The 17,038-nt window shown below is 73.0% G+C and carries 16 protein-coding genes and 1 riboswitch; of the genes, 11 read left to right on the top strand and 5 right to left on the bottom strand.

Annotated elements, in window-relative coordinates:
• Positions 1-38: 38 nt before the first annotated feature.
• The 4 genes from Saso_RS22720 to Saso_RS22735 all read left to right on the top strand — a co-directional run bounded on the left by Saso_RS22720 (position 39) and on the right by Saso_RS22735 (position 4,842).
• Entirely contained in the window at positions 39-1,226 is a 1,188-nt protein-coding gene (locus Saso_RS22720) for a glutathionylspermidine synthase family protein (RefSeq protein ID WP_189920470.1), read from the top strand.
• 125 nt (positions 1,227-1,351) lie between these two features.
• Positions 1,352-1,442, top strand: a riboswitch (ZMP/ZTP riboswitch).
• 32 nt (positions 1,443-1,474) lie between these two features.
• Positions 1,475-2,929, top strand: a complete 1,455-nt coding sequence (locus Saso_RS22725) for a glycine hydroxymethyltransferase (RefSeq protein ID WP_189920468.1) — start codon at positions 1,475-1,477, stop codon at positions 2,927-2,929.
• Between the two features lie 122 nt (positions 2,930-3,051).
• Positions 3,052-4,065, top strand: coding sequence for a tryptophan--tRNA ligase (trpS, locus tag Saso_RS22730; RefSeq protein WP_189920466.1), 1,014 nt, complete (start codon positions 3,052-3,054; stop codon positions 4,063-4,065).
• A 198-nt stretch (positions 4,066-4,263) separates the two neighbouring features.
• Complete coding sequence (locus Saso_RS22735) at positions 4,264-4,842, top strand: 2'-5' RNA ligase family protein (protein WP_189920464.1); 579 nt, start codon at positions 4,264-4,266, stop codon at positions 4,840-4,842.
• Between the two features lie 27 nt (positions 4,843-4,869).
• On the opposite strand, the gene Saso_RS22740 is transcribed toward Saso_RS22735, so the two are convergent.
• A complete protein-coding gene (locus Saso_RS22740) occupies positions 4,870-5,625 on the bottom strand; it encodes a decaprenylphospho-beta-D-erythro-pentofuranosid-2-ulose 2-reductase (RefSeq protein WP_189920462.1) in 756 nt (251 codons plus the stop codon).
• Positions 5,622-7,007, bottom strand: coding sequence for an FAD-binding protein (locus Saso_RS22745; protein ID WP_189920460.1), 1,386 nt, complete (start codon positions 7,005-7,007; stop codon positions 5,622-5,624). The genes Saso_RS22740 and Saso_RS22745 overlap by 4 nt, the downstream gene beginning before the upstream one ends.
• Positions 7,008-7,139: 132 nt before the next feature.
• Here Saso_RS22745 and Saso_RS22750 point away from each other — a divergent pair, with 132 nt between their 5' ends.
• From Saso_RS22750 to Saso_RS22760, 3 genes are all read left to right on the top strand, one after another.
• Complete coding sequence (locus Saso_RS22750; protein WP_189920458.1) at positions 7,140-7,652, top strand: phosphatase PAP2 family protein; 513 nt, start codon at positions 7,140-7,142, stop codon at positions 7,650-7,652.
• Positions 7,645-8,598 carry a decaprenyl-phosphate phosphoribosyltransferase gene (locus Saso_RS22755; protein ID WP_189920456.1) on the top strand — a complete coding sequence of 318 codons (954 nt, stop codon included), beginning with the start codon at positions 7,645-7,647 and terminating at the stop codon, positions 8,596-8,598. The genes Saso_RS22750 and Saso_RS22755 overlap by 8 nt, the downstream gene beginning before the upstream one ends.
• A gap of 118 nt (positions 8,599-8,716) precedes the next feature.
• Positions 8,717-9,634, top strand: a complete 918-nt coding sequence (locus Saso_RS22760) for a YihY/virulence factor BrkB family protein (protein WP_189920454.1) — start codon at positions 8,717-8,719, stop codon at positions 9,632-9,634.
• On the opposite strand, the gene Saso_RS22765 is transcribed toward Saso_RS22760, so the two are convergent.
• On the bottom strand, positions 9,588-11,105 hold the full coding sequence (locus Saso_RS22765; RefSeq protein ID WP_189920452.1) for a D-alanyl-D-alanine carboxypeptidase: 1,518 nt from the start codon (positions 11,103-11,105) through the stop codon (positions 9,588-9,590). The two genes, Saso_RS22760 and Saso_RS22765, sit on opposite strands and share 47 nt — an antisense overlap.
• Here Saso_RS22765 and Saso_RS22770 point away from each other — a divergent pair.
• From Saso_RS22770 to Saso_RS22785, 4 genes are all read left to right on the top strand, one after another.
• Positions 11,044-11,283 (top strand): SCO4848 family membrane protein, encoded by a 240-nt coding sequence (locus tag Saso_RS22770; protein WP_189920450.1) that lies wholly within the window; start codon positions 11,044-11,046, stop codon positions 11,281-11,283. The two genes, Saso_RS22765 and Saso_RS22770, sit on opposite strands and share 62 nt — an antisense overlap.
• Before the next feature lie 2 nt (positions 11,284-11,285).
• Positions 11,286-12,530, top strand: coding sequence for a metallophosphoesterase (locus Saso_RS22775; RefSeq protein WP_189920448.1), 1,245 nt, complete (start codon positions 11,286-11,288; stop codon positions 12,528-12,530).
• Positions 12,531-12,725: 195 nt separating this feature from the next.
• Positions 12,726-14,279, top strand: a complete 1,554-nt coding sequence (locus tag Saso_RS22780; protein ID WP_189920446.1) for an ABC transporter substrate-binding protein — start codon at positions 12,726-12,728, stop codon at positions 14,277-14,279.
• A 119-nt stretch (positions 14,280-14,398) separates the two neighbouring features.
• Positions 14,399-14,830 carry an ATP-binding protein gene (locus tag Saso_RS22785; protein WP_189920444.1) on the top strand — a complete coding sequence of 144 codons (432 nt, stop codon included), beginning with the start codon at positions 14,399-14,401 and terminating at the stop codon, positions 14,828-14,830.
• A gap of 12 nt (positions 14,831-14,842) precedes the next feature.
• Here Saso_RS22785 and Saso_RS22790 read toward each other — a convergent pair whose 3' ends face one another.
• The gene (locus Saso_RS22790; RefSeq protein ID WP_189920442.1) at positions 14,843-16,303 is read right to left on the bottom strand and encodes a sensor histidine kinase; all 1,461 of its coding nucleotides are present in this window, start codon (positions 16,301-16,303) and stop codon (positions 14,843-14,845) included.
• The gene (locus tag Saso_RS22795) at positions 16,300-17,025 is read right to left on the bottom strand and encodes a response regulator transcription factor (protein WP_189920440.1); all 726 of its coding nucleotides are present in this window, start codon (positions 17,023-17,025) and stop codon (positions 16,300-16,302) included. The genes Saso_RS22790 and Saso_RS22795 overlap by 4 nt, the downstream gene beginning before the upstream one ends.
• Between the last annotated feature and the right edge of the window lie 13 nt (positions 17,026-17,038).

Below are 17,038 nucleotides of genomic sequence, written 5' to 3' on the forward strand. Positions count from 1 at the left end.
ACCCGACGACCGAGCGGCTGAACAGGACACCGGCACCCATGCGACGCCACACCGTCGAACCCCGCCCCGGCTGGCAGCGGACCGTCGAGGAACAGGGACTGATCTACCCCCTCACCCGCCACGCCGACGGCAGCCTGCGCCCCTACTGGGACGAGAGCGCGTACTACTCCTTCACCCTCGACGAGGTCGAGGCCCTGGAGGAGACCGTCGAGGAACTGCACACCATGTGCCTGGCGGCGGCCGCCCACCTGGTCGGGTCCGACCGCCTCGCCGACCTCGGCATCACCGACCCGCGGGTCGCCGCGGCCGTCACCGAGGCCTGGCACCGCAGGGCCGAACTCCCCTCCGTCTACGGCCGCTTCGACCTGCGTTACGACGGCACGGGCCCGGCGAAGCTGCTGGAGTACAACGCCGACACCCCCACCTCGCTCGTGGAGGCGGCCTCCCCCCAGTGGTTCTGGATGGAGGACCGCTTCCCCGGCGCGGACCAGTGGAACTCCCTGCACGAACGGCTGGTCGCCGCCTGGAAGCGGCAGGCCGCCCTCCTGCCGCCCGGCAGCCCGCTGCACTTCGCCCACTCCTCGCAGGACGAACTGGGCGAGGACCTCATGACCGTCGCCTACCTCAAGGAGACCGCCGAGCAGGCCGGCCTGGACACCGACTGGATCTCCATGGAGGAGATCGGCTGGGACACGCTCTCCGGCCGCTTCGTCGACAACCGCCTGCGCTTCATCCGCTCCTGCTTCAAGCTCTACCCCTGGGAGTGGCTGACCACCGACCGCTTCGCCGACCACGTCCTGGACAGCCTGGACAACGGCGGCGGCACCGGCAGCACGATGTGGATCGAACCGGCCTGGAAGATGCTCCTCAGCAACAAGGCCCTGCTGGCGGTCCTGTGGGAGCTGTACCCCGGACACCCCAGCCTCCTCCCCGCCTACCTCGACGGCCCCCGCGAACTGGCGGACACCACCGGCTGGGTCGCCAAGCCGCTGCTGGGCCGCGAGGGCGCCGGCGTCACCCTGCACGAGCCGGGCTCCGCCGCCGTCCCGCGCACCGACGAGCCGTGCTGCTACCAGCAGTTGGCGCCCCTGCCGGCGTTCGACGGCAACCATGTCGTCCTCGGCGCGTGGGTGGTGGAGGACGAGCCGGCGGGCCTCGGCATCCGCGAGTCCGGCGGCCTGGTCACCGACGAGTACGCCCGCTTCCTGCCCCACGTGATCCTCTGACGGCCTCCGCCCGGAGCCGTCCGGAGCTGCCCGGAGCCGTCCCGGGCGCGGCCCCGCGCGGCCCGGGCCCTTCGCTCGCATGGTGGACGCGGGGCCTCGGGATCCGGGGGTGCCCGGTAGGCTGGCGAGCGGGTCGTGACTGGCGCGCTGGGATGGGACGGACCATCGGGGAGCGGCTCGTGAGCAGCAAGAGTGCCGTGCGCCTGGGCCGAACCGAACACGCCGAACGCCACGTCCGGAGGTCCCCGATGCCCGAGAATTCCGCACCCCTTTCCACCGAGTCCACCGCCTTCCGTGCCGCGCTCGACGTGATCCGCGCCGTCGAGCCGCGCGTCGCCGACGCCATCGGCCAGGAGGTCCACGACCAGCGCGAGATGCTCAAGCTGATCGCCTCGGAGAACTACGCCTCGCCCGCCACCCTCCTCGCGATGGGCAACTGGTTCAGCGACAAGTACGCCGAGGGCACCATCGGACGCCGCTTCTACGCGGGCTGCCGCAACGTGGACACCGTCGAGTCGCTGGCCGCCGAGCACGCCCGCGAGCTCTTCGGCGCCCGGCACGCCTACGTCCAGCCGCACTCCGGCATCGACGCCAACCTCGTCGCCTTCTGGTCGGTGCTCGCCGACCGCGTCGAGGTCCCGGCGCTCGCCGAGGCGGGCGTCCGCCAGGTCAACGACCTCTCCGAGGCCGACTGGGCCGCACTGCGCCGGGCCTTCGGCAACCAGCGCATGCTGGGCATGTCCCTGGACGCGGGCGGCCACCTGACCCACGGCTTCCGCCCGAACATCTCGGGCAAGATGTTCGACCAGCGCTCCTACGGCACCGACCCGGCCACGGGCCTGATCGACTACGAGGCCCTGCGCGTCTCGGCCCGCGACTTCAAGCCGCTGATCATCGTGGCCGGCTACTCGGCGTACCCGCGGCTGGTGAACTTCCGGATCATGCGCGAGATCGCCGACGAGGTCGGCGCGACCCTCATGGTCGACATGGCGCACTTCGCGGGCCTGGTCGCGGGCAAGGTCCTGACCGGCGACTTCGACCCGGTCCCGCACGCGCAGATCGTCACGACCACCACCCACAAGTCCCTGCGCGGCCCGCGCGGCGGCATGGTTTTGTGCGACGACTCCCTCAAGGACCAGGTCGACCGCGGCTGCCCGATGGTCCTCGGCGGGCCGCTCCCGCACGTCATGGCCGCCAAGGCCGTCGCCCTGGCCGAGGCCAGGCAGCCGTCCTTCCAGGACTACGCCCGGCGGATCGTCGACAACTCCCGCGCGCTGGCCGAGGGCCTCACCCGGCGCGGCGCGACCCTGGTGACCGGCGGCACGGACAACCACCTGAACCTGATCGACGTCGCCTCCTCCTACGGGCTCACCGGACGGCAGGCCGAGGCGGCCCTGCTCGACTCGGGCATCGTCACCAACCGCAACGCCATCCCCGCCGACCCCAACGGCGCCTGGTACACCTCCGGCATCCGCATCGGCACCCCGGCGCTCACCACCCGCGGGCTGGGTACGGCCGAGATGGACGAGGTGGCCGCCCTGATCGACCGGGTCCTGACCACCACGGAGCAGGGCACGACCAAGTCGGGCGCCCCCAGCAAGGCGTCCCACGTGCTGGACGCGAAGGTGGCCGACGAGATCTCCCGGCGGGCGACCGACCTGGTCGCGGGCTTCCCGCTGTACCCGGAGATCGACCTCGGCTGAGGTTCTCCCCCGGGCGCGGGGCCGCCGCCGGGCGCGGCCCCGCCGCCGGTGCGCGGGGACCTCCCGGCGCGCGGTCCGCCGCACACCGGGACCACCCCCCTGCCTCTGCGAGAATGGGGCGCATGGCGAATGACCGACCCCGCGTGCTCTCCGGAATCCAGCCCACGGCTGGCTCGTTCCACCTCGGCAACTACCTCGGTGCCGTCCGCCAGTGGGTGGCGCTCCAGGAGACCCACGACGCGTTCTACATGGTCGTCGACCTGCACGCGATCACGGTCCCGCAGGACCCGAAGGAGCTCAGCGCCAACACGCGGCTGGCCGCCGCGCAGCTGCTGGCCGCCGGTCTCGACCCGGAGCGCTGCACGCTCTTCGTCCAGAGCCACGTCCCCGAGCACGCCCAGCTCGCCTGGGTCATGAACTGCCTCACCGGTTTCGGCGAGGCCAGCCGGATGACCCAGTTCAAGGACAAGTCCGCCCGCCAGGGCGCCGACCGCGCCTCCGTGGGCCTGTTCACCTACCCGATCCTCCAGGTCGCGGACATCCTGCTGTACCAGGCCGACGAGGTGCCGGTCGGCGAGGACCAGCGCCAGCACATCGAGCTCACCCGTGACCTCGCCGAGCGCTTCAACGGGCGCTTCGGCGAGACCTTCCGGGTCCCGAAGCCGTACATCCCCAAGGAGACGGCGAAGATCTACGACCTCCAGGACCCGTCGATCAAGATGAGCAAGTCGGCGTCCACGCCGAAGGGGCTCATCAACCTGCTCGACGAGCCGAGGACCACCGCCAAGAAGGTCCGCAGCGCGGTCACGGACACCGACACGGTGATCCGCTACGACACCGAGAACAAGCCCGGTGTGAGCAACCTGCTCAGCATCTACTCGACGCTGACCGGCAAGAGCGTCGCGGAGGTGGAGCAGAGCTACGAGGGCAAGCTCTACGGCGCGCTCAAGACGGACCTCGCCGAGATCGTCGTCGACTTCGTGACGCCCTTCCGGGACCGCACCCAGCAGTACCTGGACGACCCCGAGACGCTGGACTCGATCCTGGCCAAGGGCGCGGAGAAGGCGCGTGCCGTCGCCGCGGAGACGCTCTCGCGGACGTACGAGCGGGTGGGCTTCCTGCCCGCGAAGCACTGAGCGGCGCGCGGAAGCACACGGGGCGGCGCGCGGAGGCATCCGGGGCGCGCCGCACACCTGTTCCCGGGAACAGAGCGCTGCACATCACTTCCCCTGCGCCTGCCCAGAGCACAGCCGTGGCCGTACAGTCGATAGCCGTACGTCTGAGTACGAACCCGGCAACACACCCCGCCAGGACGACATGACGAAGGAGAAGACGTGGGGACCGTAACGATCGGCGTCTCGATCGCGGTCCCGGAGCCTCACGGCAGCCTGCTCCAGGAGCGGCGCGCGGGCTTCGGCGACGCCGCGGCTCACGGCATCCCCACGCACGTCACGCTGCTGCCGCCGACCGAGGTCGGGGCGCAGGCGCTGCCGGGCGTCGAGGCGCACCTCACCGCGGTCGCCGCGGCCGGCCGGCCCTTCCCGATGAGGCTGTCGGGCACCGGCACCTTCCGGCCCATGTCGCCGGTGGTCTACCTGCGGGTCGTCCAGGGCGCCGAGAACTGCGCCTGGCTCCAGCAGCGGATCCGGTCCGCCTCCGGGCCGCTGACCCGCGAGCTGCTCTTCCCCTACCACCCGCACGTCACCGTCGCGCACGGCATCGACGAGGCGGCGATGGACCGGGCCTTCGAGGAGCTCGCCCACTACGAGGCCGGCTGGTCCTGCACCGGTTTCGCCCTCGCCGAGCAGGGCGCCGACGGCGTCTGGCGCAAACTGCGCGACTTCGCGTTCGGGGGCGCGGTCGTGCCCCCGCAGACGGCCCGCGTCGGCCGGGGCTCCCTGCCCGCGCGCTAGCGCCCACCGTCCCGCGGGCCCGCGCCCCTAGACCGGCAGCCGGCGCAGCAGGGCGCGCGGGGTGTGCCGCACGGCCGCCATCACCAGCCGCAGCACCCCCGGCACCCACACGGTCCCCGAGCGGCGGCGCAGCCCCAGTTCCACGGCCGTGGCGACCGCCTCCGGCGTGGTCGCCAGCGGCGCCTCCTCCCGTCCTTCGGTCATCCGGGTGCGGACGAACCCGGGCCGCACGACCATGACGTGGACGCCCGTGCCGTGCAGCGCGTCGCCCAGGCCCTGCGCGAAGGCGTCGAGGCCCGCCTTGCTGGAGCCGTAGATGAAGTTCGAGCGGCGGGCCCGCTCGCCGGCCACCGAGGACAGGACGACCAGGGAGCCGTGTCCCTGGGTCTGGAGGCCGCGCGCGGCGACCAGCCCGGCCGACACCGCCCCCGTGTAGTTGGTCTGCGCGACCCGCACCGCCGCCGACGGATCGCGTTCGTCGTTCGCCTGGTCGCCGAGGACCCCGAAGGCCAGCAGCACCAGATCGACGTCGCCCTCCGCGAAGACCTTGCCGAGGACCGCCTCGTGGGACCCCGGGTCGAGCGCGTCGAAGGCGACGGTGTGCACGTCCGCCCCCAGGGTGCGCAGCTGTGCCGCCGCGGATTCCAGGGCGGGCGACGGGCGCCCGGCCAGCCACACCGTGCGGGTGCGGCGGGCGATCAGCCGGCGCGCGGTGGCCAGCGCGATCTCGGACGTGCCGCCGAGGACGAGCAGGGACTGGGGGAGGCCGAAGGCGTCCTTCATGGTGACTCCTGGAAGTTGAGCCGGCGGGCGAGGTCCGACACGAACACCCCGCGCGGGTCCAGCTCCGCGCGCAGCGCGCGGAAGTCGTCGAGGCGCGGGTACATCGCGCCGAGCAGTTCGGGGCGCAGCCGGGAGTCCTTGGCGAGGGAGACGCGGCCGCCCGCCGCGGCCACCTCCTCGTCGAGTTCGTCGAGGAAGGCGCCGAGGCCCGGCAGCCCGGCGGGGATGTCCAGGGCGAGGGTCCAGCCCGGACGCGGGAAGGAGAGCCACCCGGGGTCGGCGTCCCCGAACCGTTTGAGGACGGCGAGGAAGGACGGGCAGCGGCGGTCGGCCAGCCGCTGCACGATCCTGCGCAGGGTGTCCTCCTGGCCGTACCCGACGACGAACTGGTACTGCACGAAGCCGTCGCGGCCGTAGACGCGGTTCCAGTGCGGGACGCCGTCGAGCGGGTGGAAGAAGGCGGAGATGCTCTGGAGTTCGCCGCTGCGCGCGCGCGGCGCCCTGCGGTACCAGAGCTCGTTGAACAGCCCTACGGTCGTCCGGGTGAGCAGGCCGCCCGGCACGAAGGGGGGAGCGGCCGGCAGCCGGGACGGGCGGAAGGCGAGCGGGTCCCTGCGCGCCCGGGCGGGCAGCGCGGCCGGCGTCGCGTGCTCGCCGCGGGTCAGGACCGCGCGCCCGGTGGCCGCGCCGCGCGCGAGCAGGTCGATCCAGGCGACCGAGTAGCGGTGGCGGTGGTCGGTCGCGGTCAGCCGGGCCATCAGGTCGTCGAGGTCGCGGGCCCGCTCGGTGTCGACGGACATCAGGGACGTGCGGACCGGCTGGAGGCGGATCCTGGCCGTCAGCACGACGCCGGTCAGGCCCATGCCGCCGGTCGTCGCGTCGAACAGGTCGGTGCCCTGGTCGACCGTGTGGATCGTGCCGTCCGCCGTGAGCAGCTCGAAGGACAGCACATGACGGGCGAAGGACCCGGACACATGGTGGTTCTTGCCGTGGATGTCGGCGCCGATCGCGCCGCCGACGGTCACGTAGCGGGTGCCCGGGGTCACGGGCACGAACCAGCCGAGCGGCAGCAGGACCTGCATGAGCCGGTGCAGGGAGACGCCCGCGTCGCACAGGACGACTCCGGCGCCGGCGTCGACGACATGGATCCGGTCCAGGCCCGTCACGTCGATGACCGACCCTCCGGCGTTCTGCGCCGCGTCCCCGTACGCCCGCCCCAGGCCCCGGGGGATGCCCCCGCGCGGGCCGCAGTCCCGGACCGCCGCGACGGCCTCGGCGTAGGTCCGGGGGCGGACCAGGCGCGCGGCGGAGGGGGCGGTGCGCCCCCATCCCGTGACGGAGGTGATCTCCGGGGCGGTCTCGGAGGTGGTCTCGGCAGACATGGGGGCGACCGTATCGCCTCTATATGGGCGATTTATTTTGAAACATGCATCACTCCCCGAAATGGGTGATTAATGGGATGTCGCTCAATATTGCCGGTGTTCCCGGGGCGACGGCGTGAACAGTGGGTCCGCATGGACGAACTCGACGATCTGGACCACCGGATCCTCACGGCGCTGCGCGCCCGGGGCGCGGACCCACGCGTCGCCCGCGCCGTGCGCGCCCTCTCCCGGGCGGGCGAACACGGCGCCCTGTGGCTCGCGGCGGGCGCCCTGGGAGCCGCCGCCGACCGTCCCCGGCGCGCTGCCTGGCTGCGTGCCGCCGCGCTTACCGCGGGCGCGCACGCGGTGAGCAGCGGGGTCAAACGCGTCGTCCGCCGCCCGCGCCCCACCCGCGTCGAACCCCTCGTGCCCACCCTGGGACGCCACTCCTTCCCCAGCTCGCACGCCACCTCCGCGGCGGCCGCCGCCGTCGCCTACGGCACGCTCGGGGCGTACGCCGTCGCGCCGCTCGCCGCCGCGATGTGCCTCTCCCGTCTCGTCGCCGGCGTCCACCATCCCTCCGACGTGGCGGCGGGCGCGGCCCTCGGGGCGCTCACCGCGCGGCTGGGGGCGCGCTGGATGCGGGAGGGGCACCGCCGTGGCTGAGACCCTGCTCCACCGGCAGCGCACCCACCGCCCGCCGGCGCCCCGGCCCCCGAGCCGCCGCCCCGGCACCCTCGCCGGCGGTCTCCTGCGGACCGCCCGCCCCAAGCAGTGGGTCAAGAACCTCCTGGTGGTCGCCGCCCCGGCCGCGGCCGGCCGGCTCTTCTCCCCCCACACGGCCGGCCGGCTCGTCCTCGTGTTCGTCCTGTTCACCGCCTGCTCCGCCGCCGTCTACCTGGTCAACGACGCACGGGACGCCGAGGCCGACCGCGCCCACCCCACCAAACGGCACCGCCCGATCGCCTCGGGCCGGGTCCCCGTGTCCGCCGCGTACGGGGTCGCGGGCGTCCTCGCGGTCCTCGCGCCCGCCGCCGCGCTCCGGCTGACCACACCCGCCGTCGCCGTCCTGCTCACCGCCTACCTCGGCATGCAACTGGCCTACTGCGTGGCCCTCAAGCACGTCCTGGTCGTCGACCTCGTCGTCGTCACGACCGGCTTCCTGATGCGGGCGGCGGCGGGCGGGCTCGCCCTCGGCATCCCGCTGTCGCGCTGGTTCCTGATCACCACCGGCTTCGGCGCGCTGTTCATGGTCGCGGCCAAGCGCTACTCCGAGGCCGTCCAGCTGGCCGGCACGGCGGGCGCCACGCGCGTGCTGCTCACCGAGTACACCACCGGCTACCTGCGCTTCGTCTGGCAGCTGGCGGCCGGGGTCGCCGTGCTCGGCTACTGCCTGTGGGCCCTGGAGGAAGGCGGTGTCGCGCCCACCAGCCTGCTGCCCTGGCGCCAGCTGTCCGTGGTCGCGTTCGTCCTGGCGGTCCTGCGGTACGCGGTCTTCGCCGACCGGGGCGCCGCGGGCGAGCCCGAGGAGGTCGTCCTGGGCGACCGCGCCCTCGCCCTGATCGGCCTGGCCTGGCTCGCCATGTACGCGCTGGCGGTGGCCAACTGGTGAACCACGCGCGCGTACCGTGCTCACGGGGTACCCGTACCCCGGGAGCGCGCGGGAGCAGCGCCGGCATCCCGGCCGGCGACACGCGCGTCGTTCCTCCGGACAGGGGCAGAGTCGGATCATGGACTGGCTGAAGAAGCTTCCCGGCGTCGGGCCGTGGGTCGCGCGCCTCATGGCCACGCACGCGTGGCGGTCGTACGAGCGGCTGGACCGGGTGAAGTGGACGCGGCTGGCCGCCGCCATGACCTTCGTCAGCTTCGTCGCGCTCTTCCCGCTGATCACCGTGGCCGCGGCCGTCGTCGCCGCCACCCTCGGCGAGTCCCGGCAGCGCGAGCTCCAGGAGAAGATCGCCGACCAGGTCCCCGGCATCTCCGACCAGCTGGACATCAACGGCCTGGTCCAGAACGCGGGCACCGTCGGCCTCATCGCCGGCGCGGTGCTGCTGCTCACCGGCATCGGCTGGGTCGGCCAGATGCGCGACTGCCTGCGCGCGGTGTGGGAGCGGCCCGACGACGACGAGAACCCCGTGCTGCGCAAGGCCAAGGACACCGGTGTCCTCGTCGGCTTCGGCGGCGCCGTGCTGCTCACCCTCGCCATCTCCACCGTCGCCTCGGCCCTGGTCGGCTGGATCACCGACCGGTCCGGCATCGACAAGGAGGGCTGGGGCACCGTCCTGCTGCACGTCGCCGCGTTCTCCGTCGCCGTCCTCGCCGACTTCCTGCTCCTGCTGTACGTCCTCACGCTGCTGCCCGGCGTGGAGCCGCCGCGCCGCCGTCTCGTCGTCGCCGCGCTCATCGGGGCCATCGGTTTCGAACTGCTGAAACTGCTGCTGAGCGGCTACATCCAAGGCGTCGCCGCGAAGAGCATGTACGGCGCGTTCGGGGTGCCCATCGCCCTGCTGCTGTGGATCAACTTCACCGCGAAGCTGGTCCTGTACTGCGCGGCCTGGACGGCGACCGGCAGCGTCCCCGACGAGCCCGGCGACCTCGACGTCAGCGACGACGTCGTACCAGGTCCGGCAGCGGCCAGCGGCGGTTGACGAGGTATCCGCCGCCCGCGAGCAGCACCAGCAGGCCGCCGGCGACGGCCAGCGCGATCCACATCCCGCCCGAGCCGTCCTCGGTCACGGCGCCCGCCACCGGCTTCGCCGACACGTCACCGGCGCCGCCCGCCTGCCCCGAGCCCTCGGACGAGGACGGGTTGGCGCCCGGCTGCGCGCTGGCCTGCGCGGTGTTCTTCGGCGCGACCAGCTCACCCACCGGCGTCACCTTGCCGGCCGCCTGGAAGCCCCAGTCCAGCAGGGCCGCGGTCTCCTTGTAGACCTCGTTGTGGTCGGTCTTCTCCGGGTTCATCACCGTGACGAGCAGCACCTTGCCGTTGCGCTCGGCGACACCCGTGAACGTGGCGCCCGCGTTGGTGGTGTTGCCGTTCTTGACGCCCGCGATGCCGGGGTACTGGGAGATGTCGTAGTCGCCGCTGAGCAGCCGGTTGGTGTTCTGGATCTCGAAGGTCCCGCGGGTCGTCTTCCCCTTCTTGTTCTTCCTCGTCTCGCCGGGGAACTTGGCGGTCACCGTCGAGCAGTACTCCCGGAAGTCCGCCTTCTGGAGTCCCGACCGGGCGAACAGCGTCAGGTCGTACGCGGAGGACACCTGGCGGGGCGCGTCGTAGCCGTCCGGGGAGACCACGTGCGTGTCGAGCGCCTGGAGCTCCTCGGCGTGCTCGTTCATCTGCCGGACGGTCTCGGTGACACCGCCGTTCATCGCGGACAGCACGTGCACGGCGTCGTTGCCGGAGCGCAGGAACACCCCGAGCCACAGATCGTGGACCGTGTACGACTCGCCCTCCTTTATCCCGACCAGGCTGGAGCCCGACCCCATGCCCGCCAGGTCCGTCGGCGCGACCTTGTGCACGGTGGCCTTGGGGAACCTCGGCAGGACCGTGTCGGCGAAGAGCATCTTCATGGTGCTGGCCGGGGGAAGCCGCCAGTGCGCGTTGTGCGCGGCGAGCACGTCCCCCGACTCGGCGTCCGCGACGATCCACGACCGCGCGGTGAGGTCCTTGGGCAGCACCGGCGCGCCCCCGGCGATGGCCACCTGCGTCCCGGCCTGTCCGAGCCGCGTGCCGCCCACCGACGACATGCCCGCGGGCGGGGCGACCGACGAGGAGGCGGACGGGGACGCCGGCTTCGACGCGGCGGCCGACGGCGAGCCGGACGCCGTCGGTGATCCCGACGCCGCCGGGGACGGGGACGGGCTCGGCGCCGCGAGCGAGACGGGCGCGGTGAGCGCGAGGGACGCGAGGGTCGCGGAGGTGACCAGCAGGCATCGCCTGACGGTCTGCATCATGGGTGCGGGCACGACGGAGAACGTACCCGGCACGCGACGCGAAGTCCCGTCGCCCTCCCCACCCCGGTCACGGAACCGGACACCGGCCGGTGATACTGAACCCATGAAGCTCAGCCGCCCCGTCTCCTGGTTCCTGCTCGCCTTCGGGGTGTGGAGCTGGATCATCTGGGTCACTTTCGTCAAAAACCTGATCAAGGACAGCAGCGGACTCGCGTTCGACGACGGCGACCCCACGGCGTACTTCTGGGTGCACCTGACGCTCGCGATCGTCTCCTTCCTCTTGGGGACGGTCGTCGGGGTCATCGGGTTGCGTGGTCTGCGCGCACTGCGGCAGGCGTCATAGCCGTGGTGATCGTCTTCGTGCTGCTCGCCCTGGCGGTGCTCGTCACGGCGAACGTCTACCTGTGGCGGCGGCTGTTCCGCGACACCACCAGCGGCCCCGGACGGGTGCGCCGCGCCGGTGCCGTGCTCATCGCGGGCGGCTGGATCCTGGCGGTCGCCGCCCTGGTGGGCGAGCGCACCGGGGCGCCCTTCTGGCTCCAGCGCACGCTGGCCTGGCCGGGCTTCCTGTGGATGGCCCTGTCGGTCTATCTCCTGCTGGCGCTGCTCGCGGGCGAGGCCGTCCGCCCGCTGCTGCGCCGCTTCCTCCGCAAGCGGGCGGCCGCCGACACGCCCGTGGCGCGGCCGGAGCCGGAGACGGTGCCGGCGGGGGCGCCCGCCCCGCGGCAGCCGGACCCCGAGGACGGCGCGCCGCCCCCGCCGGACCCCTCGCGGCGGCTCTTCGTCTCCCGGGTCGTGGCGGGCACGGCGGCCGCGGTCGCCGTCGGGACGGTCGGGCAGGGGACGTACGGGGTGCTGCGCGGGCCCCGGGTCAAGCGGGTCACGGTGCCCCTGGCCAGACTCCCGCGCCGCGCCCACGGCTACCGCATCGCGGTCGTCAGCGACATCCACCTGGGCCCGGTCCTCGGCCGGGGCTTCGCCCAGCGGGTCGTCGACACGATCAACGCGACCCAGCCGGACCTGATCGCCGTCGTCGGCGACCTGGTCGACGGCAGCGTCAAGGACCTGGGCCCGGCGGCGGCCCCGCTCGCCGGGCTGAAGGCCCGGGAGGGCAGCTTCTTCGTCACCGGCAACCACGAGTACTTCTCCGGCGCCGAACAGTGGGTCGAGGAGGTGCGCCGGCTCGGTCTGGACCCCCTGGAGAACGCCCGTACCGAGCTGCCCTGGTTCGACCTCGCCGGCGTCAACGACATCGCGGGCGAGAGCGAGGGCCACGGACCCGACTTCGCCCGTGCGCTCGACGACCGCGACACCACGCGCGCGTGCGTGCTGATGGCCCACCAGCCCGTCCAGATCCACGACGCCGTGCGCCACGGCGTCGACCTCCAGCTCTCCGGCCACACCCACGGCGGCCAGCTGTGGCCCGGCAGCCTCCTCGCGGCCGCCGCGAACCCGACCGTCGCGGGACTGGAGCGCTACGGCGACACCCAGCTCTACGTGTCGCGCGGCGCGGGCGCCTGGGGGCCGCCGACCCGGGTGGGCGCCCCCTCCGACATCACCGTCGTCGAACTGGCCTCCACCGACGCCTGACGGTCAGTCAAAACCCTTTGGGGCGGCTGTGAAACGCGGCCGCAACACAGGATCGGTAAGTTCTTTCCCATCTCGCCCGGAGTCTCTTCCCCCGTGCGAAACACGTGTGGTTAGGTGAGCCCGCCGCCAGGGGGGCGGCACTTCTTCTTCTGTGGACTGGGCCCGTTCGGCGGCCTGGGGAGGCAGGACACCACCATGCGATCTGTTCGCATGCGGATTCTCGTGACGCTGCTCGTTCTCGCGGTCGCCGGGGTGGGCGGCTGGCAGTTGCTTCCGTCGCAGGACAGCGGCGGAGGGACCATCGACGTCGGCACCACGGACACCGTCACCTCGCTCGATCCGGCGGGCGCCTACGACGCCGGCTCGTGGGCGCTGTTCAGCAACGTCTTCCAGTCGCTGCTGACGTACGTGCCGGGCGGGGCCGCGCCCGTGCCGGACGCGGCGAGGAGCTGCTCCTTCGCGAAGGGCGGGCTCACCACGTACCTCTGCGAGCTGCGCGACGACCTCACCTTCGCCGACGGCGCCAAGGTGACCGCCGAGGACGTGAAGTTCTCCTTCGACCGGGTCAAGAAGATCAACGCGGACGTCGGTCCCGCGTCCCTGTTCTCCACCCTGAAGTCGGTGGACGCCAGGAACCTGACCGTCACCTTCCACCTGTCGTCGCCGGACGCCACCTTCCCGTTCAAGGTGGCCACCGGAGCCGGCTCGATCGTCGACCACACCCGCTACCCGGCGGACGGGCTGCGCGCCGGCAGCCGGGTCGACGGCACCGGCCCGTACGAGCTGACCGCGTACGTGAAGGGCAAGAAGGCCCAGCTGACGCCCAACTCCCGCTACCGGGGCGCCGTGTCGACCGGATCCCGTGTCGAGCTGCGCTACTACCCCGACCCCGCGGCCCTGGAGAAGGCCTGGAAGGCCGAGGACATCCAGGCCGCGACCCGCCAGCTGCCGCCCGCCGTCCTGGCCGCCCTCGACACCAGCGACCCCGGCCGGCGGGTCTACGAGGCGGAGGGCTCCGAGACCCGCAACCTGTACTTCGACACCCGCCCCGGCTCCCCGCTGCACGACACGGACGTCCGCCGGGCGCTGGCCTGGCTGGTCGACCGCGAACAGCTGGCGTCGAGCGTGTACGACGGAACCGTCGAGCCGCTCTACTCGCTCGTCCCGACCGGCATCACCGGCCACACCACCTCGTTCTTCGACAGCTACCCGCAGCGCGACACCGCCAAGGCGCGCAAGCTCCTGAAGTCGGCGGGCGTCACCCTCCCCGTGAAGTTCACCTACGGCTACGGCCTGGGCAGCGGCGCCGCGGCGGCCGAGGCCCAGGAACTCAAACGGCAGCTGGAGGCGAGCGGCCTGTTCCGGGTGGACGTCAAGGGATACGAGTGGACCGACTTCCAGAAGCGCTGGGCCACCGGCAAGCTCGACGCGTACGCCGTCGGCTGGGTCGCCGACTACCCCGACCCGGACACCTTCGCGGGCCCGCTCGTCGGCACCGACTCCACCATGAACACCGGCTACAGCAGCAAGACCGTCGACGGCTACATCGCCGGCAGCCGGCAGCTGGCCGACCGCAGCCGGGTCGCCGACGACTTCCGCAAGCTCCAGCAGGTCATCGCCGAGGACGTGCCCGTCGTCCCGCTGTGGCAGCGCAAGGAGTACGTCGTCACCGGCGCGGACGTCGGCGGCGGCCAGTTCCTGGCGGACGGCACCGGCGTCTTCCGCCTGTGGAAACTCGACTGGATCTGAGTCCTCGATCACCCCGGCTCGCGGGCCCGGCCCCGCGAGCCGGCATGCGCCCCCGTCCCACCGGGCAGTCACCCCGAGCGGACCGTGTGACGGAGGGGTGTCCGGGATGAGGAGCAGACGTGCTGAGACGCAACTCCTTCCGGCTGCCGCGGCACCCGGCGTCCGTCGGTCTCGCCCGGCGCCGGGTACGGGACCATCTCGCCGCCTGGGGGCACGGCCCCGACGACCCGGCGGTCGGCGCCGCGGTCCTCGTGGTGTCCGAGCTGGCGACCAACGTCGTACGCCACGGCCCCGCGCCGGGCTCCGCGCACCCGGGGGAGCCCCACCCGGAGCGGGAGTTCGAGGTGGCCGTCACCGCCCTCGGCGACGGCTCCTGCCTCATCGAGGTGTCCGACGGGAGCAGGCTCGAACCCCGGCCGCGCCACGTCGCGGAGACGGACGAACACGGCCGCGGCCTGCACCTGGTGGAGCACCTCGCCACCGCGTGGGGCGTGTGGAGCGCGGGCAGGCACGGCAAGACGGTGTGGGCGCTGCTCACGGCGACCGCGTAGGGGCGCGAGCCCTCAGGCCGGCTCCGCGGGGCGGACCGGCAGGGTCACCGTCACGGTGAGCCCCTCGCCCGGCGCCGTCCGCACCCCCACCTCGCCGCCGTGCGCCTCCACGACACCCTGCACGATCGCCAGCCCCAGACCGCTGCCCGCGCCGCCGCCGGCCCGGAAGAAACGGTCGAAGACCCGCGCCGCGTCCTCCGCGGCCAGCCCCGGACCCTCGTCCCGCACCGACAGCCGGACGACCCCGTCCACCCGCTCCACCCCGAGCCGCACCGGCACCTCGGCCGACGTGTGGGTACGGACGTTGGCCACCAGGTTGCCCAGCACCTGCCGCAGCCCCGACTCGTCGGCCCGCACCACCACCGCCCCCTCGGCCTCCACGGTGACCGGCCGCCCGGGCTGCTGCGCCCGCAGGTCCTGCGCCGAGTCCCGCACCAGAGCACTCACGTCGACGCCCCGCAGCCGCAGTTCGGGCCGCTGGTCGAGACGGGCCAGCATCAGCAGCTCGTCCACCAGCCGGCCCATCCGGTCCACCTCGCCGTTCATCCGGTCCCAGGCCCGCCGGCGCTCCTGCGGCTCCACCAGCATCCCCTGCTCGTACAGCTGGAGATAGCCGCGGATCGCGGAGAGCGGGGTGCGCAGCTCGTGCGAGGCGTCGGCAACGAAGCGCCGCAGCTGCGTCGCGCTGCGCTCGCGCGTGCGGTACGCCGTCTCCACCTGGTGGAGCATGGAGTTCAGCGCGAGCCGCAACTGCTCCACCTCCTGGGTCGGATGGTGACTCGACGGCACGCGCCGGGTCAGATCGCCCTCCGCTATCGCCGACGACGTCTCCACCATGTCCTCCAGCGGCCGCATCCGCCGCCGCACGCTGAACAGCGTCAGACACGCGAGCAGCGCCAGCAGCAGTGTGCCGACCGCGAGGTCCAGCTTCAGGGCCTTGGCTATGCCCCGGTGGAGGGCCTCCGTGGAGGTGGCCAGCAGGATGTACGTGCCGTCGGGAAGCCGGGCCGCGGTCACCCGGTAGGTGTCGCCGTGCACGCTGACGTCGTGCGGGTCGGCGTCGGCGGCGAGGGCGCCCGGATCGTGCACCGACTCCGCGAGGCCGCGCTGCGCGCCGGTGGGCTCGACGCCGAAGAGGGTGAGGGCCGCACCCCGGCCGTCCACGGCGGTGAAGATCGAGTCCGGCGCCGGCCGTGTGCCGGTGTCCTCGCCGTCCGGGACCCGGGAGACGAGGCGGTCGCTGACGACGCTCAGCACGGACAGCGAGTCGATCTGGCGCAGGGTCAGGCGGGCGCTGCCCACCGAGTCGCGCATCCGGGTCAGACCGGTGTCCACCTGGCCGAGCAGGTAGTGCCGCATCCCCATCAGACTGACGGCGGTCGCCAGGACGATGCCGAGCGCGAGCAGCGCCACGTTCGCCGCCGTCAGCTTGGCGCGCAGGGAGTGGACGCCGTGCCGGTGGATCCGCCTCACGCCAGGCCGTACCCGACGCCGCGCCGCGTGGTGATCACGGGCGGTCCCAGGACGTCCAGCTTGCGCCGCAGATAGCTGATGTAGGTCTCGACGACCGTCGACTCCGGCGGAGTGTGCTCGTACTGCCAGACATGACGCAGCAGTTGCTCCTTCGGCACGATCCGGCCGCCGTTGCGCACCAGGAAGCGCAGCAGCGCGTACTCGGTCGGGGTCAGCTCGACCGAGCGGCCCGCGCGGTGCACGCAGTACGTCGTCTCGTCCAGCTCCAGGTCGCCGTAGCGCAGTGGCGGCCGCCGCGCGAGGACGTCGGAGGGCCGGGTGCGGCGCAGCACGGCGCCGACCCGGGCCACGACCACGTCGATGTCGAACGGTTTGGTGATGTAGTCGTCGCCGAAGCCGAGCGCGCCGACTATCTCGGCGGGCGCGTCCCGCGCGGTGAGGAACACCAGCGCCAGGTCGGGCCTGCGCGCCCGCAGTTCACGCCCCAGGGCACGGCCGTCGCCGTCCGGCAGCATCACGTCCAGCAGGGCCACGTCGATGGGCGTCCCCTCGCGCGCGCCCGTCCGGGCGTGCGGGACGGTGCGGTCGGCGAGGGCGAGCGCCTCACGGACCGTGCCCGCGGTCATGACCTCGAAGCGGTGATAGCGCAGGGCGATGGCGAGGACGTCCGCGATGCTCGGTTCGTCCTCCACGACCAGCACGGTGCCGGAAGCCGTCGTCATGCCCCCAGTATCG

The sequence above is a fragment of the Streptomyces asoensis genome (assembly GCF_016860545.1).
Classification (GTDB): domain Bacteria; phylum Actinomycetota; class Actinomycetes; order Streptomycetales; family Streptomycetaceae; genus Streptomyces; species Streptomyces asoensis.

Excerpts from the sequence above, each read along its gene's own strand:
- Saso_RS22725 (WP_189920468.1), top strand. The coding sequence starts at position 1,475 with ATGCCCGAGAATTCCGCACCCCTTTCCACCGAGTCCACCGCCTTCCGT.
- Saso_RS22765 (WP_189920452.1), bottom strand. The coding sequence starts at position 11,105 with ATGATCCAGCTCCACACCCCGAAGGCGAGCAGGAACCAGGAGACGGGG.
- Saso_RS22770 (WP_189920450.1), top strand. The coding sequence starts at position 11,044 with ATGAAGCTCAGCCGCCCCGTCTCCTGGTTCCTGCTCGCCTTCGGGGTG.
- Saso_RS22760 (WP_189920454.1), top strand. The coding sequence starts at position 8,717 with ATGGACTGGCTGAAGAAGCTTCCCGGCGTCGGGCCGTGGGTCGCGCGC.
- Saso_RS22720 (WP_189920470.1), top strand. The coding sequence starts at position 39 with ATGCGACGCCACACCGTCGAACCCCGCCCCGGCTGGCAGCGGACCGTC.
- Saso_RS22745 (WP_189920460.1), bottom strand. The coding sequence starts at position 7,007 with ATGTCTGCCGAGACCACCTCCGAGACCGCCCCGGAGATCACCTCCGTC.
- trpS (WP_189920466.1), top strand. The coding sequence starts at position 3,052 with ATGGCGAATGACCGACCCCGCGTGCTCTCCGGAATCCAGCCCACGGCT.
- Saso_RS22795 (WP_189920440.1), bottom strand. The coding sequence starts at position 17,025 with ATGACGACGGCTTCCGGCACCGTGCTGGTCGTGGAGGACGAACCGAGC.
- Saso_RS22750 (WP_189920458.1), top strand. The coding sequence starts at position 7,140 with ATGGACGAACTCGACGATCTGGACCACCGGATCCTCACGGCGCTGCGC.
- Saso_RS22740 (WP_189920462.1), bottom strand. The coding sequence starts at position 5,625 with ATGAAGGACGCCTTCGGCCTCCCCCAGTCCCTGCTCGTCCTCGGCGGC.
- Saso_RS22780 (WP_189920446.1), top strand. The coding sequence starts at position 12,726 with ATGCGATCTGTTCGCATGCGGATTCTCGTGACGCTGCTCGTTCTCGCG.